Genomic DNA, 18300 nt, shown 5'->3' with positions numbered 1-18300 from the left:
GTTGTATTAGATTTTAGTTCTAACAAAAAAAGCGATCGCTATCCCCACAATAATTAATAGTTTAGAGTCCAGTTAGAGCATCGGTATTCGGGTCAGGTAAAGGCTGTTGAACATCAATATTAGACCAGGATTTTGACGGAGGAGAAGGACGGGGAACCGATAAACGAGGAGTTTGTTGTAACCGTCCTTGATCCTGTAATTTCACCAATTCCTCTTGATAAACTCCCATTAACCGACCTAAACTTTCAGCAATTTGATCCCAACTTTCATCACTAACAATTTTATCGGTAATGCCTTGAAATAGATCTCCTTGTTTGCTTTTCTTGACAAATTCCTTCAACCGTTTCCCCGATTTTTGTAAAACCGCCTGGTAAACTTCCCCATTTGACCACCAGAGGCCAGGTTGAGTTAATAACCAAGTCAGGATATATTCTTGGGCGTGTTGTTCCTTAACCCAAGTTGCGAGATACTGTAATTCTTCCATTGGTTTTGATCAAACTGCACTAAATTCTTTATCAGGCAAATCTTTAAAAAAATCTGACTTAAATTATACACCCAGTAAAATCAACGCTAATCTAATAAGATTACTGCATTCAGTAACCCACAATATTACAGTCAGTAGAACTCTATGACCCTACAAAAATTTGGTGTAATTGGTCTAGCCGTCATGGGTGAAAACCTGGCGCTCAACGTCGAACGCAATGGGTTTCCGATCGCAGTTTATAACCGCACCGGGGCTAAAACCGATGAGTTTATGCAGCAACGGGCCCAGGGAAAAAACGTCAAAGCCGCCTATACCCTAGAAGAATTTGTCCAGTCCTTAGAACGTCCCCGCCGCATTTTGGTGATGGTCAAAGCCGGGAAACCCGTGGACGCCGTGATTGATCAGCTTAAACCTCTGCTGGATCAAGATGACATGATTATCGACGGGGGCAACTCCCTCTATGAAGATACCGAACGCCGCACCAAGGAATTAGAAGCCACGGGTTTAGGGTTTGTGGGCATGGGTGTGAGTGGCGGGGAAGAAGGCGCTCTTTGGGGGCCTAGCCTGATGCCAGGGGGTACGGAAGCCTCCTATAAAGAATTAGAGCCGATTTTAACCAAAATTGCCGCCCAGGTGGATGACGGCCCCTGTGTGACTTTTGTGGGGCCAGGGGGAGCGGGTCACTACGTTAAAATGGTGCATAACGGCATTGAATATGGGGATATGCAGTTAATTGCCGAAGCCTACGACCTGCTAAAAAGTGTCGCCCGGTTGAATGCGGCACAACTCCATGAAGTCTTTGCCCAGTGGAATACCACCGACGAACTCAATTCATTTTTAATTGAAATTACGGCGGATATTTTCAAAAAGATTGACCCAGAAACGGGTTCTCCTTTAGTTGATTTAATTGTTGATTCTGCGGGACAAAAAGGCACGGGACGCTGGACGGTGATGAGTGCTTTGGAGTTGGGTGTATCCATTCCCACAATTATCGCGGCGGTGAATAGTCGGATTATTTCTTCCTATAAAGATCAACGGGTGGCTGCTTCCGTAGAATTGCCTTGGCCGACGAGTGATTATCAGGGCGATATTTCCGAATTAGTGAATAAAATTCGGGATGCGTTGTACTGTTCTAAAATTTGTTCCTATGCTCAAGGGATGGCTTTATTAGGTGCCGCTTCTAAGGAGTATGGGTACAATTTGGATCTGGGGGAAATGGCGCGAATTTGGAAGGGTGGTTGTATTATTCGGGCGGGATTTTTGAATAAAATTAAAGCCGCTTTTGGCGAAAATCCTGACCTCCCGAATTTGTTATTAGCACCGGAATTTAAACAGACGATTTTAGATCGTCAACAAGCATGGCGGGAAGTGTTAGTTATTGCGAATCAATTTGGGATTCCAGTTCCGGCTTTTAGTGCGTCCTTAGACTATTTTGATAGTTACCGACGGGCAACTTTACCCTTGAATTTAACCCAAGCCCAACGGGATTATTTTGGAGCCCATACCTATGAGCGTATCGATAAACCCCGGGGTGAATTTTTTCACACAGAATGGACAAAAGATTAAGCATTAACTAACTTCGTAGTGAGGTATTTACGCCTCAAGATCTTTTAGGGCTAACTACTTTGTGGTGGGGCGTTTACGCCTCAAAGCCCTAAAGGGCTTACTACCTTAAATTTCACTAATAAAAATTTGATTAACGGTGAGATTAAGTTCCGCAAAAGTAGAAGAAATTAGGCGATCGCTTTCTATAAAAACTACTTCATCGTACCATCCTTCAGATAGGGTAAAAACCGTAATTTTAGCTTGTAACGGATCAACAATCCAATATTCGGGAATATTTAAAACACAATATTCGGCCCGTTTAGCTCGATAGTCAACACTTTTAGTTGAAGTGCTAACAACTTCTACAACTAAAAGCGGGGGTGCTTCATTCAGACGAATAACAGCCTCGCGGTTTTGCAAATTCCGCCACTGTTCTTTAGGAATAATCATAAGATCAGGAATGCGAACCGTATCCCAGCGATCGCCACGGGGAGATTGAACACCGATCGCCATTTGTTTAGATACCCAATCTCGTCCCATTCTAGTAATCTCGGTGCGAAATTGAGTATTCAGAAAATCGATCAGTTCACCATGTTGTCCGGTTCCTAATGCCATAGAAACTAATTCTCCATTTACTAATTCATAGAGACTATCTGTACCGTCATCGTAGTGAAGATATTCTTCTAGGGTAAAGCGTTGGGTTGTGAGAGTCATCTGATTTTGTGGGGTTGGGGATGATTCTATTGTACAAAAAATCTCCCGTTAAGTTACATACAAAACAGGAGAATAGGAATTTATAATCTAATATTCTGAATTAATCCAATTTTTGTTTAACGTTATTGAGTGTATCGTTGGTGGCATTTTTTACGCCATCAATTAGGTTTTTAGCCTGATCTTTGAGATCGGCGGCGGCATTCATAGCGTCGGCTTGTATTTGTTTGGCTTCCCCTTCTGCTTTCAGTTGGTTATCACCCGTTAAGTCACCCGCAGCGGCTTTTAATTTGCCTTCGACATCTGTAGCCGCAGCTTTGATTCTATCTTCTATGCTCATAATTGTTTTTTCCTGAATGATGATAAAGTGACTGTTCAAAATTTAAACAGAAAATTGCTCAGATTGACACTCTCAGGTCTGAAGACACTGAGATTCTGCGGACAGAATTAAATTAGTTTAATTCTCGCTACGACTGCCAAAAATCGTCTACTGAGTTGATTAAGCGACAAGCCTAATCTTCCCGATACTTTTACTCTTGAATTAAGACACTTTCAGAAGCCATCACTAAGCCAAGTTGCGGTACGCTCTACAATCTGCCATTATTTGCTCCTTGCTTGTCATACTGCCGTTAGGACTTTAACCTAACCGTTGTTTCTGGGGAGCCGGGATTTCTCCGATACTAGAATGCTTCAACACGCAGATGTTTATTATTCTTACTTGTGTTTTTAGATTTTAGCACATCTTTTAATATTTCAAGGGGAATAAATTCCCCTGCGTCGTGTTCCCTCTGTTGTCTGAAGACACTGAGTTTCCACACTCCCATCCTTTTCTTCTGATAGGTTATTTCGATATTTTTTTGCTAATATTTGTAAACCGGTTATGAACGGTATCTAGTAGGGAGCCGTATCCCAATAGACATAAATCGACTCATTAGCGAACCGATAAATGTGTCCTTTGCCCTCCAAACCCCCTTGACGATAGGCAGCTTGACCGTCCTGGTCTACATAGTTACCCGGCTCATCCCCTACGGGGCGAAGGTCATAACGTTTGCCATCTTTGAGTTGGATGCCAACGGCGCCTTGACGCTGAGAAAACGTACAGGGGCCAGAGGAGGAGGCTTGATCTTCTCCTTTGGGGTAAACATCACAGCGAGCTTTTACGGTGTCCGCTTGAGCAACCATGGCAGTACCCAGAACACTCAAAGACAGGATGGCTGCAAAAACAGAGGTCTTAACTTTCATTATTGTTCTATTTGGTAATTGTATTAAAACCAACTCGCCCCTACATTCAATCAAACTTGTAGGGGCGGAAGCTATTATAAACTAGACATGACTTCTCTAGCCGCAGCTAAGGTTTTATCAATGTCTTCATCCGTATGGGCTAAAGACGTAAACCCGGCTTCAAATTGAGAGGGGGCTAAATAAATTCCCCGCTCTAACATTCCCCGATGAAAACGACTAAATTTAGCTAAATCGGATTTTTTAGCATCTTCATAATTGTGGACTGGCCCTGGGGTAAAGAATAAACCAAACATTCCACTAATTTGACCTCCACAGGCTGCATGACCAGTTTCTTTGGCTATTTGTAACAACCCAGAACTTAATTTTTTGGTGATTTTATCCAAATATTCATAAGTCCCTGGTTTTTGCAATAACTCTAGGGTTTTTATTCCCGCCGTCATCGCTAAGGGATTTCCCGATAGGGTTCCGGCTTGATACATTGGGCCAGCCGGAGCCACCATGGACATAATATCCCGCCGTCCGCCGTAAGCTCCTACGGGTAAACCACCGCCAATGACTTTCCCTAAAGTCGTTAAGTCGGGCGTCACCCCGGATTTTTCCTGCACGCCACCATAGGCAATACGGAACCCGGTCATCACCTCATCAAACACCAATAAAGCCCCATTTTCCCGAGTTAGCACCCGCAACCCTTCCAAAAATCCGCCATCGGGAGGAATAAAGCCAGCATTACCTACAATTGGTTCTAGGATGACTCCGGCAATTTCACCAGGATTTTCATTAAATAGCTGTTTTACCGCTTCTAGGTCGTTGTAGGGGGCGGTGAGGGTACTAACAGTGACGGCTTTGGGAACCCCCGGAGAATCCGGTAAACCCAAGGTAGCGACGCCGGAACCAGCTTTGACCAGGAACATATCCCCGTGTCCGTGATAGCAACCTTCAAATTTGATCAGTTTCTCCCGTCCGGTGAAGGCTCGCATCAAACGCAAGACCGACAAACAGGCTTCAGTTCCCGAATTGACAAAACGTACCATTTCAACACTAGGAACGGCATCAATTACCATTTCTGCTAAAACATTTTCTAGGACACAAGGAGCGCCGAAACTGGTACCTTTTTCTAGGGCTTCTTTCAGGGCATTGATCACCTCGGGATGGGCATGACCACAAATAGCTGGCCCCCAAGAGCCAACATAATCAATATATTGATTCCCGTCCACATCCCAGGCATAGGCGCCTTGGACTCTATCAAAAACAATCGGTTGTCCCCCAACGGACTTAAACGCCCGCACGGGGGAGTTTACGCCACCCGGCATAATTTTTTGGGCTGCGGCAAATATTTCTTCTGATTTTGTGGTTATTAAGGGTATGGTCACTCTGAGATAATCTCCTTAAAATGTATATTGTCTGGGTTGATAGGCAAAAAGCAGTATTCCGATCACTTTTACTGGGTATAGCCTAACCAACCAGATGATATTGTAATCAAGTTAGGGATCTCGTTGTATTCGGTAAATTTATGTCAACCTTAAAACCCTTAGAGTTAAGCCTGTTGAGTGAAATTGATACAATTCGTTACGACGAAAAAGGATTGATTCTATCTATTATCCAAGATGCTTTAGAAGGAACGGTGTTAAATTGGGTTTGGATGAATGCAGAAGCCTTAGAAAAAACTATCAGATTCAGACAAATTTGGTCTTGTCAAGAAACAGAAGTTGTGTTATGGAATTCGCAAATAACTGTAAAAGAAATTCGTTACAATGATGATAATCCGATGCTGATTATTGGAGTAGGAGAAGCGCATCGGGAGTTATCAGGAAATACGTTATCTGGGTTATTTGATCTGATTTGCGATCGCCGCGACTATCCCCCATTAGAATCCTATACCTCTAAATTATTAGCGGGGGGAGATAATAAAATTCTCAAAAAAATTGGGGAAGAATCCGCCGAAGTGGTGATGGCTTGTAAGGATAATGATAAAGATGCGATCGCCGGAGAAGTTGCGGATTTATTCTATCATACTTTAGTTGCCTTAGCCTATCATAATGTTGATTTAAGAGATGTTTACCAGAAATTAGAATCCAGACGAAAATAAACCCCTAGGGTGTGAAAGCAACGTTAGAATTTCTCGATCTCAAGTTCTCTATCTAACAAATTGGATTCAACTTATGAAAAAGATCTTAATTCTTGCAGCTAATCCCAAAAATACAACTCCATTACGTTTAGATCAAGAACTCAGAGAAATTCAACAAATTCTGAGAAAATCTAATTACAGAGATGAATTTAGTATAATTTCAGTAGGTGCGGTTCAGATTGATGATTTACAACAAACCCTTTATGATCATCATCCGACTATTGTACACTTTTCCGGTCATGGTTCTGGAAGTGATGGCTTGGTTTTAGAAGACCATTCCGGTCAGAGTGTCTTGGTGAGAGAAGATGCTTTAGCTCGATTATTTAAAGCCTTTCAAACTCAAATTGAATGTGTTATTCTGAATACTTGTTATAGTGAAATTCAAGCTAACGCTATTCATCAACATATTGATTGTGTTGTCGGTATGAATCAAGCCATTGGAGATCAAGCTGCGATTAAATTTGCGGTGGGATTTTATCGGGCGTTAGGGGCGGGAGAACCTTATGAGAACTGTTTTGAATCGGGTCGAACATTAATCGATTTGAACGCTATTCCAGAAGTCGATAAACCTCAAATTAAATATCGAAACAGAACGAAAAATGCAGCGATGAGTTCCAATCCTGAATCTAAAAAAACCATGCCATCTCCTCAAGAAAATCCGCCATCTATGAATAAATCTCAATCTCTTGGTAACATAACCATTAGTGGTAATAGTGGAACCCATTATCAAGGTTTTCAAGCCTTTAACACAGTAGATTCTGAGGTCAATCTTGATCAAAGCTATACCCAAACCGTCGGAGAAAATTCCAAGTTAGAAACAGCATTAAATGAACTGCAAAAACTTAAACAGGAAATTGCTGCAACAAATGCCCTTAATTCTATTCAGAAAAAACAAGCCGAGTTTCCAGTTGACATGATCGAAGCAGAACTGAAGAAACCTCAACCGGATAAAAGTTTAATTGATGAAGCTGTTGAAGCCCTTAAAAAAGGATTAGAAGGGGTAGAAACCCTGGCTGAACCTGTGATGAAAGTTGCTGCTATTTTAGCAGGGGTTTGGATTTAATTCTGATTGAGTCTGGGTTGAGATTAAAAATAATCGTGATGGGGGAGAGGATGAGTGCCGAAAACAACGATAAACCTTTAATTAATAAAAGTCAGCATACTGGAGATATCAATATTTCCGGTAATGAAGATCCGGTGGTCAACCTAGTGAATACAACCCAGGGAACCACCAGCATTAATCAATCTCGGACAATTATCTATAACTATTATTATCAAGAACAAACGGTTCTAACCGCTACAGAAGAAGATGTTAATGATAATTTAGTGTGTCCCTATCAAGGATTATATCATTTCAGTCCTGAAAAAGCAGAATATTTCTTTGGGCGAGAAGTCTTTGTAGAAAACCTGTTTCAATATACAGAAACCCGTAATTTTATCCCAGTTTTAGGGGCATCGGGTAGCGGGAAATCTTCGGTAATTTTAGCGGGTTTAGTCCCAAAATTAGTTAAAATCGGACATTGGCAATTTACCCATTTTCGACCGGGAAATGACCCGTTTCATGCCCTAGCTCAAGCGTTAGTTCCCCTCTATGTCAAAAATCTGGATGAAACTGATCGCATCGCTCAAGCTCGTAAATTAGCCGGATATTTTCAAGATAATACCGTTCCTTTATCGGATGTTTTCTCAACAATACAACGCAATTATCCTAATAATAGAATTTTACTCATCGCCGATCAATTTGAGGAACTTTACACCCTTTGTAACGATGAACAAATCCGTCGTAATTTTCTCGATATTCTCTTAAATACCTTTAAATCCTTTGCTGAACAATCCTCTTTATCAACGATATTAGTTGCTACGATGCGGGCAGATTTTTTAGGAAATGCCCTATCCTATCGTCCCTTAGTTGATGTATTGCAAAAAAACGATATCAAATTAGGGCCGATGAATGAAAAAGAACTCCGAGAAATTATTGAAAAACCTGCCCAAAAATTAGGGGTGAGTTTTGAAGGGGGACTCATTGAACGCATTCTCGATGATGTCGATAAAGAACCGGGAAATTTACCGTTATTAGAATTTGCCTTAACGGAACTTTGGAGCAAACGAAAGGGAAAACAATTAACCCACAATGCTTATCAAGAAATTGGAGAAGTTTCGGGGGCATTAACTTGTTATGCGGATAGCGAATTTAGTAAACTCAAACCGGAACAACAACAGCAAGTCCGGCGAATCTTTGTACAATTAGTGCGTCCCGGTGCAGGAACGGAAGACACCCGCCGAGTGGCAACTAAAGCCGAGTTAAATGATAGTAATTGGAATTTAGTCAAACAATTAGCCGATGCGAGATTAGTTGTTACCAGTCGGACGGTAATCACCCGTGAAACAACGGATAATTCTCAACAACAACCGCAACAACTTAAAGAACAAGAAACCGTTGAAGTGGTTCATGAAGCCTTAATTAAAAATTGGGGTCAACTCAGACAATGGATGGCAACAGACCGAGAATTTAGAACCTGGCAAGAACGACTGCGAACTGCCATGAATTATTGGCAGGAAAAGAACCGAGATCAAGGCTTATTATTGCGGGGGGCGGCCCTAGTTCAAGCCTCTGAACAACTTAAAATACGTCGAGATGAATTGTCTCCAGATGAACAAGAATATATTCAGTTGAGTCAAGAACTGCAAGGAAAGGAAGAAAAACAAAAACGACGTCAACGTCAACAAATTGTTAGTGGCTCAATTGCATTTGCTGTAATCGTTGCTCTACTCGGTGTGTGGTCAGAAGTTCAACGGCGCAAAGCATTTATTGGGGAGGAAAATGCCAATTTCAGAGCCGAAATAACGACCTTAGAATGGACGTTAGAATCTTCCTTCAATTCTAGCTTGCCCGTGCAGTTGAATGTGATTAAACTCAATCAAAGATTGCAACAGGCAAAGACAGCAACAATGGATATCCAGATGCAAGCAACAGGCTTGCTGCGACAAATCGTTGACTGGCCTGGACAGAAACAAATTAATAGTTTAGACGGCCATGAGAGTTCTGTCTGGGGTGTCGCCTTCAGCCCCGACAGCAAATTCATCGCTTCTGGGAGTGCTGACAACACGGTGAAACTGTGGAAACTGGATGGCACTCTGGTTCACACCCTCAAAGGCCATGAGAGTAATGTCTGGGGTGTCGCCTTCAGCCCCGACGGCAAGTTCATCGCTTCTGGGAGTTCTGACAAAACGGTGAAACTGTGGAAACTGGATGGCACTCTGGTTCACACCCTCAAAGGCCATGAGAATTCTGTCTTTGGTGTCGCCTTCAGCCCCGACGGGAAATTCATCGCTTCTGCCAGTGCTGACAACACGGTGAAACTGTGGAAACTTGATGGCACTCTGGTTCACACCCTCAAAGGCCATGAGAGTAATGTCTGGGGTGTCGCCTTCAGCCCCGACGGGAAATTCATCGCTTCTGGGAGTAGGGACAAGACGGTGAAACTGTGGAAACTTGATGGCACTCTCGTTGACACCCTCAATGGCCATGAGAATTCTGTCTGGGGTGTCGCCTTCAGCCCCGACGGCAAGTTCATCGCTTCTGGGAGTGAGGACAACAACACGGTGAAACTGTGGAAACCCGATGGCACTCTCGTTGACACCCTCAATGGCCATGAGAGGGGTGTCACCAGTGTCGCCTTCAGCCCCGACGGGAAATTCATCGTTTCTGCCAGTGATGACAACACGGTAAAACTGTGGAAACTTGATGGCACTCTCGTTAACACCCTCAAAGGCCATGAGAGTCGTGTCATCAGTGTCGCCTTCAGCCCCGACGGAAAATACATCGCTTCTGCCAGTGAGGACAACACGGTGAAACTGTGGAAACTTGATGGCACTCTCGTTAACACCCTCAAAGGCCATGAGAGTGGTGTCATCAGTGTAGCCTTCAGCCCCGACGGGAAATTCATCGCTTCTGGGAGTCGGGACAACACGGTGAAACTGTGGAAACTTGATGGCACTTTAGTTAACACCCTCAAAAGCCATGAGAGTCCTGTCTGGGGTGTCGCCTTCAGCCCCGACGGGAAATTCATCGCTTCTGCCAGTGAGGACAACACGGTGAAACTGTGGAAACTTGATGGCACTTTAGTTAACACCCTCAAAGGCCATGAGAGTAATGTCTGGGATGTAGCCTTCAGCCCCGACAGGAAATTCATCGCTTCTGGGAGTGGTGACAACACGGTGAAACTGTGGAAACTTGATGGCACTCTCGTTCACACCCTCAAAGGCCATGAGAGTGGTGTCATCAGTGTCGCCTTCAGCCCCGATGGGAAATACATCGCTTCTGCCAGTGAGGATAACACGGTGAAACTGTGGAAACTTGATGGCACTCTCGTTGACACCCTCAAAGGCCATGAGAGTAATGTCTGGGGTGTCGCCTTCAGCCCCGACGGAAAATTCATCGCTTCTGGGAGTAGGGACAAGACGGTGAAACTGTGGAAACTTAACCGAGAGGCACTCCTCAAACACGCTTGTAGTTGGATGAGGAACTACCTGAAAAATAACCCCAATCTTGAGGAAAAGGAACGACAAGTTTGTGGTCAAGTTGAACCTTCTGCAACCGCTTGGTTTTTGCAGGGTGAACACCTGGCAGCAGAGGGTAATATTAAGGAAGCGATTTCTAAGTTTCAACAAGCCTCCAAACTTGACTCTAACTTGAGTTTAAAGTTGGCAGCAGAGAGTTTAGTTCGGATTGGAAAGTGGTTAATAGGAAATGATGAATATGGTAGACCTATTTTAAAATTTGAAAAAGCTATTCTAGCTTATAATCAAGCTCAAAAATTAGATCCCAATTTAAAAATTTCCGCTTCTGATTGGAATAAACTGTGTTGGGTAGGAAGTGTTAGTAAACAAGCTGAGAAGGTGATGCTTGCCTGTAATAAAGCCGTTGAACTTGATCCTAAAAATGGATGGATTCGTAATAGTCGAGGTTTAGCCAGAGCGTTAACGAATGATTTTCCAGGCGCTATTGAAGATTTTGAGATGTTTGTGAAATCGGCTGAAAATGATCAGGAGAAAAAACAGCGAAAAGCTTGGATAGAATCTCTTAAAAAGGGTGAAAATCCGTTTACAGATAAGGTATTAGAAAAGCTGCGTTCTAATTAATATTTAAAAAAAATAAATTGCCCGCCTATCAATGGTAACTTGTGATTCTCGCGATCGCAACCCCCATAATATTAAACAATATCCTTGTTTACTTATTGAAGTATTATCTTGAAACCATTCACTTAGAGAGTATTAATTTTAGTTGTCTTGTCTCAGAAATTTATGAAGATGTATTAGGATTTAATTCAATGAGTATAATTACACCCTGAATTTTCCTGATTTTCTAAAAATTGGATTAATTTCTACCCAATCAACAAAAACTGTGATACCATTTTCAACTAATAAGCTAGGGGTGCCTGACTAGGTTCAGGCTGAGAAAAACACCCTTGGAACCTGAGTCCGGCTAGTACCGGCGGAGGGAAGCTATTAATACGAGGAAAATCAAAATGCGGACAGAATGGGTCGCCAAACGGCGTGGACAGGGCAACGTTTCTCAAATGCACTACGCCCGCCAAGGCGTGATTACCGAAGAAATGACCTATGTGGCTCAACGGGAAAATTTACCAGTTGAGTTGATTCGGGAAGAAGTGGCACGGGGACGGATGATTATTCCTGCTAATATTAATCATACTAATTTAGAACCGATGGCAATTGGCATTGCTTCTAAATGTAAGGTTAATGCTAATATTGGCGCTTCTCCTAATTCTTCTAATTTAGATGAAGAAGTTGCTAAACTCAATTTAGCCGTCAAATATGGTGCGGATACGGTAATGGATTTATCCACCGGAGGCGGTAATTTAGATACCATTCGTACCGCTATTATTAACGCTTCTCCGGTTCCCATTGGCACAGTTCCGATTTATCAAGCGTTGGAAAGTGTTCACGGCACAATTGAAAATCTCACCCCCGATGATTTTCTACATATTATTGAAAAACACGCCCAACAGGGTGTGGATTATATGACGATTCATGCGGGTTTATTAATTGAATATCTGCCCTTAGTTAGAAGTCGAATTACCGGAATTGTGTCCCGTGGTGGCGGAATTATTGCCCGTTGGATGCTCCATCATCACAAACAAAATCCTCTTTATACCCACTTTGACGATATTATTGAAATCTTCAAAAAATACGACGTTTCCTTTAGTTTAGGGGATTCTCTGCGTCCGGGTTGTACCCATGATGCGTCTGATGATGCTCAACTGGCGGAACTCAAAACCCTGGGACAATTAACCCGCCGCGCCTGGGAACATGATGTACAGGTGATGGTAGAAGGCCCTGGTCACGTTCCCATGGATCAAATTGAGTTTAATGTTAAAAAACAGATGGAGGATTGTTCTGAAGCACCCTTCTATGTTTTGGGGCCGTTAGTAACAGATATTGCCCCAGGTTATGATCATATTACCTCAGCAATTGGGGCAGCGATCGCCGGGTGGCACGGCACAGCAATGTTATGTTATGTGACGCCAAAAGAACACCTGGGTTTACCGAATGCCGAAGACGTCAGAAATGGGTTAATTGCCTATAAAATTGCCGCCCATGCCGCGGATATTGCCCGTCATCGTGTTGGCGCCCGTGACCGTGATGATGAGTTATCAAAAGCTCGTTATAACTTTGACTGGAATCGTCAATTTGAGTTATCCTTAGACCCCGAACGGGCGAAGGAATATCACGACGAAACCCTGCCAGCAGATATCTATAAAACGGCTGAATTCTGTTCCATGTGTGGGCCGAAATTCTGTCCGATGCAAACCAAAATGGATGCGGATGCGCTAACAGAATTAGAAAAATTCTTAGCGAAGGAAAAAGAAGTTGTCACTCAAAGTTAATTAGGGATAAACCGGGTTTATATAAGCCCGGTTTGTTGGTGTAGAATATTAAGTTTAAGATGCGCTGAAGCGCAACAACGGAATATGAGTTATCAAAGAATTTTAGTTGCGGTTGACCAATCGGCACAAAGTCAAATCGTGTTTGAAAAGGCGTTAGAATTAGCGCAGAAATTATCGGCACAGTTGATGATTTTTAATCGTTTAACTCTCCATGAACCCGAAAGTTATAGTTATGCTAGTGTGCAGGTGGATCAAATTGTTCAGCATTATCAATTGATTCAAGAGCAGTTAGAACAGGATTTAGAACGAGTTCGCCTATGGTTAACGGGGTTGGAAAACTTGGCTATTGAAGCTGGAATTAAGGCAGAATGGGATTGGAAAGAAGGAAAAGCTGGGCGTTTAATTTGTCAGGTAGCAAAGGATTGGAATGCTGATATTATTGTGATGGGAAGACGGGGAAGAACGGCAATTACAGAGACAATTTTAGGCAGTGTTAGTTATCATGTTGTCCATCATGCACCCTGTTCGGTGTTGATTGTTCAGGGTAAATAGGATTTATAGCCGTTTCTATCACGTTTAGGATAACGATGGCTCCTGAAACCAAGCTGTATAAAATCTTATCTTCCGGTGTTCCTAGTTTCCAGAAAAATCTAAATGTAGTATAATTATTTCCTGTTTGTTAACACAATAGCGAGGAATAACTAACATTGGTCATTTCTGATCAGACCATAGGTATGACGCAGCCTTCCCTAGAATTTGTTGAAACACAGCCAATTAGGAAGCAAGCATCAAAACCTTTAACTAAGGCCTTTCAACTGCAATATTCACACCCTCATGGGCAACTTTATCAAGGTGATTCAATTGATTGGCTCAAATCCCTTGATTCTGAGAGCATTGACCTAGTTTTTGCTGATCCGCCCTACAACATTAAGAAAGCTGACTGGGATAGTTTCGAGAATCAAGAGCAGTACATTAAATGGTCACTTCAATGGATCAGTGAAGCCTCGCGTATTTTAAAATCAACGGGTTCTCTCTACATTTGTGGTTTTTCTGAAATCTTAGCCGATCTAAAGCATCCAGCATCAAAGTATTTCAAAAGTTGTCGTTGGTTAATTTGGCATTACAAGAATAAAGCAAATTTAGGTAATGATTGGGGACGTTCCCATGAAAGTATTATTCATTTTCGTAAATCAGATAAAGTTAAACTGAATATGGACGATGTGCGAATTCCTTATGGCGCACATACGTTGAAATATCCGTCCCACCCACAAGCTGAAACGAGTGCTTACGGAAAAGGGGCAAGGAAGAAGCGTGATAATTGGACACCTAATCCGAAAGGTGCAAAACCTAAAGATGTTATAGAGATTCCTACTACTTGTAATGGCATGGGTGAGACAACACCTCACCCTACACAAAAACCTGAAGAGCTATTAAGAAAGTTTGTTCTTGCGTCTTCTAATGAAGGGGATTTAGTTATCGATCCATTTTCAGGGTCAGGAACAACGATTGTGGTCGCCGAACAACTAAATCGACAGTGGATGGGCTGTGATCTTAATATGGAATACAATAATTGGGCATTTGGACGTATAGAAAACGTTCGCCGGATGACAAAAGATGAATGGATTGCTTTTGATCGTAAAAATGCCGAAAGGAGAGAGTCCATAAGATGAGCTTAACGAATTTAGTTAATCATGCAACTGATAAAGGACGTTTTCAAACTCTTCAAGACTATATAAACTTCTGCAAAAGATATTTGCAGTTTATTGAGACAGGTTTACAAGCCAGAATAGTTTCACAGAACGAAAATCACTACCAATTCTATCAGTATCAGAAAGATGGTTTCTATAATATTACACGTCCAGTTAACACCTTATTAATGTATGAGGAAGCTATTTTCGAGAACGCTTCTGTACAGTTTTTGCAAGTTGTTACACAGTTAAGAGAAAGAGATAGACAGTTACCGGATAATCAGTTAAGGCAAGTTTTAGTTCGTACTATCTATACTATTCAGCAATCTATTGGTGCTGCCCTTGATGCTTTACCTTCAGGAAAATCCAATCAAGCCCGCAAGGTAAATGGAGATCTTTTTGAGCGTTTGATTCGACTTATCATTTCGGAGTTAGATGTAGACTGTGTTGCTGGAACAGCACAAGTTCCAATTAAGGACGATAACGGCAAAATCCTACTTCATACGAGTTATCAACATGATTTACTAATTAGTGAACAAGATCAGCTTAAAATTATTGGTTCAGTGAAAACTTCAAGTAAAGATCGTATCGACAAAATTTTTGTAGATAAGTTTCTGTACAACAAGTTAACTGCTACTAATCTACCTCACATTGCTATTTTTTTGAATGATGTGCAAAGGAAAAAGACAAAGCAATTAAACAAATATGGTATTAATTCAACTTTTCTGTCAGGACATTTCAAAGCTTACACTATTAGGCTAAACCCATTAGATGGTGTATATTATTGTGATATTCGACCCAACATGGTTAGTGACTCTTTGCTCTCACAACATATTCAAACAATTGATTACTTTTTCTATGACGATCTTTGGCGTTTACTAAGTACACATGGACAATCCCTAGAAGAAGTAGAAATTGAACAAGGAGAAGCCGAGGATGGTGAAGAATAACACGGATTTCCTAACGTTTAACTTGACGACGTAATAATAAGGAATTGGTGACAACAGTAACGGAACTTAATGCCATTAAAGCCCCGGCGGTGGAAGGACTTAATAATATTCCGAATTGAGGGAATAAAAACCCCGCCGCCAGGGGAATTGCTAATATATTATAACCGAATGCCCAGAATAGATTTTGACGAATTTTATTAAAGGTGGCGCGACTTAATTGGATGGAATCAACAATACTAATTAAGGAATTTCGCATTAACACAATGTCTGCGGTTTCATTCGCCACATCCGTCCCGGTTTGTAACCCAATTCCAATATCCGCTTGTGCTAAAGCGGGTGCATCGTTAATTCCATCTCCCACCATGGCTACAACTTGATTCTGTTGTTGTAAAGTTTGAATGAGATTAACTTTGCCCTGGGGTCGAACTTCGGCAAAAATATCCTCTGAGTTTAAGTTTAACTCCATTGCGATCGCATTGGCAACGGATTGGCGATCGCCTGTTAATAAAATTACCCGTAACCCCATAGTTTGTAACTGTTTAACTGTTGCTTGAGCATCATCTTTTAATGGGTCACTCATGGCTATTAACCCAACCACTTCACCCTCTATCGCAACATAAACTAGGGTTTTTCCTGAAAATTCCGGTAAGGTTTCAGGATAGTTAATTTTGTGTTCCATTAATCCGGCTAAATTGCCGACAAATATACTTTGATTATCTATTATCGCTGAAACCCCTAAACCCGGTTCGGTTTGAAAATTTGATCCGATTAATAACGATAAATTCTGCTCTTTTGCTTCCCTTAAAATGGCTTGAGAAATCGGATGATTTGAACCCTGTTCTACCGTTGCCGCCAGTTGTACTATTTGTTGTGGTGATAACTCAGAAATAGTAATACAATCTGTGACCCTGGGAGAACCTGTAGTTAAGGTTCCTGTCTTATCAAAAACAACGGTATTCAGTTGATGTACCCGTTCTAAAATATCCCCGCCTTTGATTAATAATCCCCTTTCTGCCCCCATTCCCGAACCGACTAAAATAGCCGTAGGTGTGGCTAATCCCAAGGCACAGGGACAGGCAATTACTAACACTGCAATTGCTAATTTTAAACTTAATAATAAAGGAGCATTCGTGGCTATTTCTATTCCGGCTAAGGGAATCACATCCGGCCAAATCCGAGTTCCTAACCCATACCAAAATAAAAAGGTTAAACCCGCTAAACTCATGACAAAATAGGTAAAATATCCCGCTACAATATCGGCTAATTTCTGAATCGGAGCTTTGCGAGTTTGGGCTGTTTCTACTAACTGTACAATTTGGGCTAAAATAGTATCAGAACCCGTGCGGGTTGCTTCGATTAAAATTACCCCCGTTTGATTAATTGTACCCGCCGAAATATCATCCCCAATTTGTTTTAAAATCGGCATAGATTCCCCCGTTAACATCGATTCATCGACGGTGGTTGTTCCGAACCGAATTTCGCCATCAACGGGTATTTTTTCCCCGGGTAAAACTTGCAACCATTCCCCCGCTTTAACTTGTTCGGCGGGAATTTCTACACTATTTAAAATCCCCTCATTTTGAGATTTAGGTGCAACTAAACGGGCAGTAGTCGGTTGTAAGGCAATTAAAGATTGAAAGGCGGTGGCGGCTCGTTGTCGAGCGTGCTGTTCTAGGGTTTTTCCTAATAAAATAAACCCCAATAACATTACAGGTTCATCAAAGAAACATTCCCAACCCAATTGGGGAAATAATAAGGCGACAAAACTGGTTAAATAGGCTGTAACTGTTCCCAGTCCCACTAACGTATTCATGTTAGGGGCATTATTTAATAAACTACGTCCACCATCAATAATAATAGAACGGGCGGGAAATAATAAGGCAATGGTGGCGAGTCCCCAATGAAACCAAATATTACTTAATAGATGAATATGGGGAAAGCCAAAATGATGTAAATGTCCAATACTGGATAATAATAACAACAGACCACAGGTAACAATCCGTTGAATTTGTTTTCCCATGTCCTGGCGATGTCGGTCTTGTAGCGCCTTTAATTTGTCCGTAGCTGAAGATGTTAAATTACGGAGTTGGGTGGGAAACCCGGTATTCGTTAAAATTTCAGCCAGATTTTCCGGGTTGAGTTGGTTGGCGGTACATTCAACCCTTGCCACTTCCGTCGCTAAATTCACAGAAACAGAAATCACCCCCGACTGTTGGAGCAGTTGACGTTCCACCGCTTTCACACAGCCCGCACATTGCATCCCAGATACATCTAAAATAATCGTTTCCGTTGGGGGTGGGGTTAAGGTTTCGTCGGTTAGAGGTTTGGGAGCAAGCTGCATAAAGGTTTAGGCGTGTTGGCGGTAACAGAGATTATAGAACAAAAGCTAATTAACAGTCCTCCCCAGATTGTAGAGGTTTCTGAGGATTTTCTTAAGACCGAGATCATAAATTTAAAACAAAGTTAGCCTATAATTGTCCTACTGCTTCAAGTATTAATAACTTTTGTTAAGTTGTGACTCTTTTGTGATCCATTCGTCAAAATTGATGTACGGACTTTTCGAGTCAAACCTTAATCAACAAAGGGATCATCAGTTGTCAGTTGTCGCTGAACAGTCAACCGTCGGTGTATATCCTCGCCATTCCCC

Annotated in this window: 14 protein-coding genes and 1 riboswitch; of the genes, 8 read left to right on the top strand and 6 right to left on the bottom strand. The window is 42.0% G+C overall.

Features of this window, described 5'->3' with window-relative positions; genetic code table 11:
* Nucleotides 1-61: 61 nt before the first annotated feature.
* Entirely contained in the window at nt 62-484 is a 423-nt protein-coding gene (locus tag PL9631_RS22145; RefSeq protein WP_083623713.1) for a hypothetical protein, read from the bottom strand.
* A 144-nt stretch (nt 485-628) separates the two neighbouring features.
* Here PL9631_RS22145 and gnd point away from each other — a divergent pair, with 144 nt between their 5' ends.
* Entirely contained in the window at nt 629-2050 is a 1422-nt protein-coding gene (gene gnd, locus PL9631_RS22140; RefSeq protein WP_083623710.1) for a decarboxylating NADP(+)-dependent phosphogluconate dehydrogenase, read from the top strand.
* Nucleotides 2051-2155: 105 nt separating this feature from the next.
* Here the strand turns inward: gnd and PL9631_RS22135 are convergent, their stop codons facing one another.
* The 4 genes from PL9631_RS22135 to hemL form a co-directional block, all read right to left on the bottom strand.
* Nucleotides 2156-2743 carry a Uma2 family endonuclease gene (locus tag PL9631_RS22135; RefSeq protein ID WP_083623708.1) on the bottom strand — a complete coding sequence of 196 codons (588 nt, stop codon included), beginning with the start codon at nt 2741-2743 and terminating at the stop codon, nt 2156-2158.
* Nucleotides 2744-2843: 100 nt separating this feature from the next.
* On the bottom strand, nt 2844-3080 hold the full coding sequence (locus tag PL9631_RS22130; protein ID WP_083623705.1) for a CsbD family protein: 237 nt from the start codon (nt 3078-3080) through the stop codon (nt 2844-2846).
* Nucleotides 3081-3631: 551 nt separating this feature from the next.
* The gene (locus PL9631_RS22125) at nt 3632-3982 is read right to left on the bottom strand and encodes a hypothetical protein (RefSeq protein ID WP_083623702.1); all 351 of its coding nucleotides are present in this window, start codon (nt 3980-3982) and stop codon (nt 3632-3634) included.
* A gap of 74 nt (nt 3983-4056) precedes the next feature.
* Nucleotides 4057-5352, bottom strand: coding sequence for a glutamate-1-semialdehyde 2,1-aminomutase (gene hemL / locus PL9631_RS22120; RefSeq protein ID WP_269321712.1), 1296 nt, complete (start codon nt 5350-5352; stop codon nt 4057-4059).
* A 140-nt stretch (nt 5353-5492) separates the two neighbouring features.
* Between hemL and hisE the strand changes: the two genes are divergently transcribed.
* The 7 genes from hisE to PL9631_RS22085 all read left to right on the top strand — a co-directional run bounded on the left by hisE (nt 5493) and on the right by PL9631_RS22085 (nt 15653).
* Nucleotides 5493-6068 (top strand): phosphoribosyl-ATP diphosphatase, encoded by a 576-nt coding sequence (gene hisE, locus PL9631_RS22115; protein WP_083623699.1) that lies wholly within the window; start codon nt 5493-5495, stop codon nt 6066-6068.
* Nucleotides 6069-6141: 73 nt separating this feature from the next.
* On the top strand, nt 6142-7170 hold the full coding sequence (locus PL9631_RS22110) for a CHAT domain-containing protein (protein ID WP_083623696.1): 1029 nt from the start codon (nt 6142-6144) through the stop codon (nt 7168-7170).
* 50 nt (nt 7171-7220) lie between these two features.
* A complete protein-coding gene (locus PL9631_RS22105; protein ID WP_083623693.1) occupies nt 7221-11249 on the top strand; it encodes an nSTAND1 domain-containing NTPase in 4029 nt (1342 codons plus the stop codon).
* A 278-nt stretch (nt 11250-11527) separates the two neighbouring features.
* Nucleotides 11528-11627: riboswitch (TPP riboswitch) on the top strand.
* Nucleotides 11628-11635: 8 nt separating this feature from the next.
* Nucleotides 11636-13015 (top strand): phosphomethylpyrimidine synthase, encoded by a 1380-nt coding sequence (gene thiC, locus PL9631_RS22100; protein ID WP_083624312.1) that lies wholly within the window; start codon nt 11636-11638, stop codon nt 13013-13015.
* An 84-nt stretch (nt 13016-13099) separates the two neighbouring features.
* A complete protein-coding gene (locus tag PL9631_RS22095; protein WP_083623692.1) occupies nt 13100-13567 on the top strand; it encodes a universal stress protein in 468 nt (155 codons plus the stop codon).
* Nucleotides 13568-13722: 155 nt separating this feature from the next.
* The gene (locus PL9631_RS22090) at nt 13723-14685 is read left to right on the top strand and encodes a DNA-methyltransferase (RefSeq protein ID WP_231516818.1); all 963 of its coding nucleotides are present in this window, start codon (nt 13723-13725) and stop codon (nt 14683-14685) included.
* Complete coding sequence (locus PL9631_RS22085) at nt 14682-15653, top strand: hypothetical protein (protein ID WP_083623687.1); 972 nt, start codon at nt 14682-14684, stop codon at nt 15651-15653. Before PL9631_RS22090 ends, PL9631_RS22085 begins: the two co-directional genes overlap by 4 nt.
* Before the next feature lie 10 nt (nt 15654-15663).
* Here the strand turns inward: PL9631_RS22085 and PL9631_RS22080 are convergent, their stop codons facing one another.
* Nucleotides 15664-17994 (bottom strand): heavy metal translocating P-type ATPase, encoded by a 2331-nt coding sequence (locus PL9631_RS22080; RefSeq protein ID WP_083623684.1) that lies wholly within the window; start codon nt 17992-17994, stop codon nt 15664-15666.
* Between the last annotated feature and the right edge of the window lie 306 nt (nt 17995-18300).

Origin of the sequence: Planktothrix paucivesiculata PCC 9631 (genome assembly GCF_900009265.2) — a bacterium.
Classification (GTDB): domain Bacteria; phylum Cyanobacteriota; class Cyanobacteriia; order Cyanobacteriales; family Microcoleaceae; genus Planktothrix; species Planktothrix paucivesiculata.
This window is presented reverse-complemented; position numbering and strand designations above follow the sequence as displayed.

Coding starts and splice junctions, on each gene's coding strand:
- hisE (WP_083623699.1), top strand. CDS start 5,493: ATGTCAACCTTAAAACCCTTAGAGTTAAGCCTGTTGAGTGAAATTGAT.
- PL9631_RS22125 (WP_083623702.1), bottom strand. CDS start 3,982: ATGAAAGTTAAGACCTCTGTTTTTGCAGCCATCCTGTCTTTGAGTGTT.
- PL9631_RS22105 (WP_083623693.1), top strand. CDS start 7,221: ATGAGTGCCGAAAACAACGATAAACCTTTAATTAATAAAAGTCAGCAT.
- thiC (WP_083624312.1), top strand. CDS start 11,636: ATGCGGACAGAATGGGTCGCCAAACGGCGTGGACAGGGCAACGTTTCT.
- gnd (WP_083623710.1), top strand. CDS start 629: ATGACCCTACAAAAATTTGGTGTAATTGGTCTAGCCGTCATGGGTGAA.
- PL9631_RS22085 (WP_083623687.1), top strand. CDS start 14,682: ATGAGCTTAACGAATTTAGTTAATCATGCAACTGATAAAGGACGTTTT.
- PL9631_RS22080 (WP_083623684.1), bottom strand. CDS start 17,994: ATGCAGCTTGCTCCCAAACCTCTAACCGACGAAACCTTAACCCCACCC.
- PL9631_RS22110 (WP_083623696.1), top strand. CDS start 6,142: ATGAAAAAGATCTTAATTCTTGCAGCTAATCCCAAAAATACAACTCCA.
- PL9631_RS22130 (WP_083623705.1), bottom strand. CDS start 3,080: ATGAGCATAGAAGATAGAATCAAAGCTGCGGCTACAGATGTCGAAGGC.
- PL9631_RS22135 (WP_083623708.1), bottom strand. CDS start 2,743: ATGACTCTCACAACCCAACGCTTTACCCTAGAAGAATATCTTCACTAC.
- PL9631_RS22095 (WP_083623692.1), top strand. CDS start 13,100: ATGAGTTATCAAAGAATTTTAGTTGCGGTTGACCAATCGGCACAAAGT.
- PL9631_RS22145 (WP_083623713.1), bottom strand. CDS start 484: ATGGAAGAATTACAGTATCTCGCAACTTGGGTTAAGGAACAACACGCC.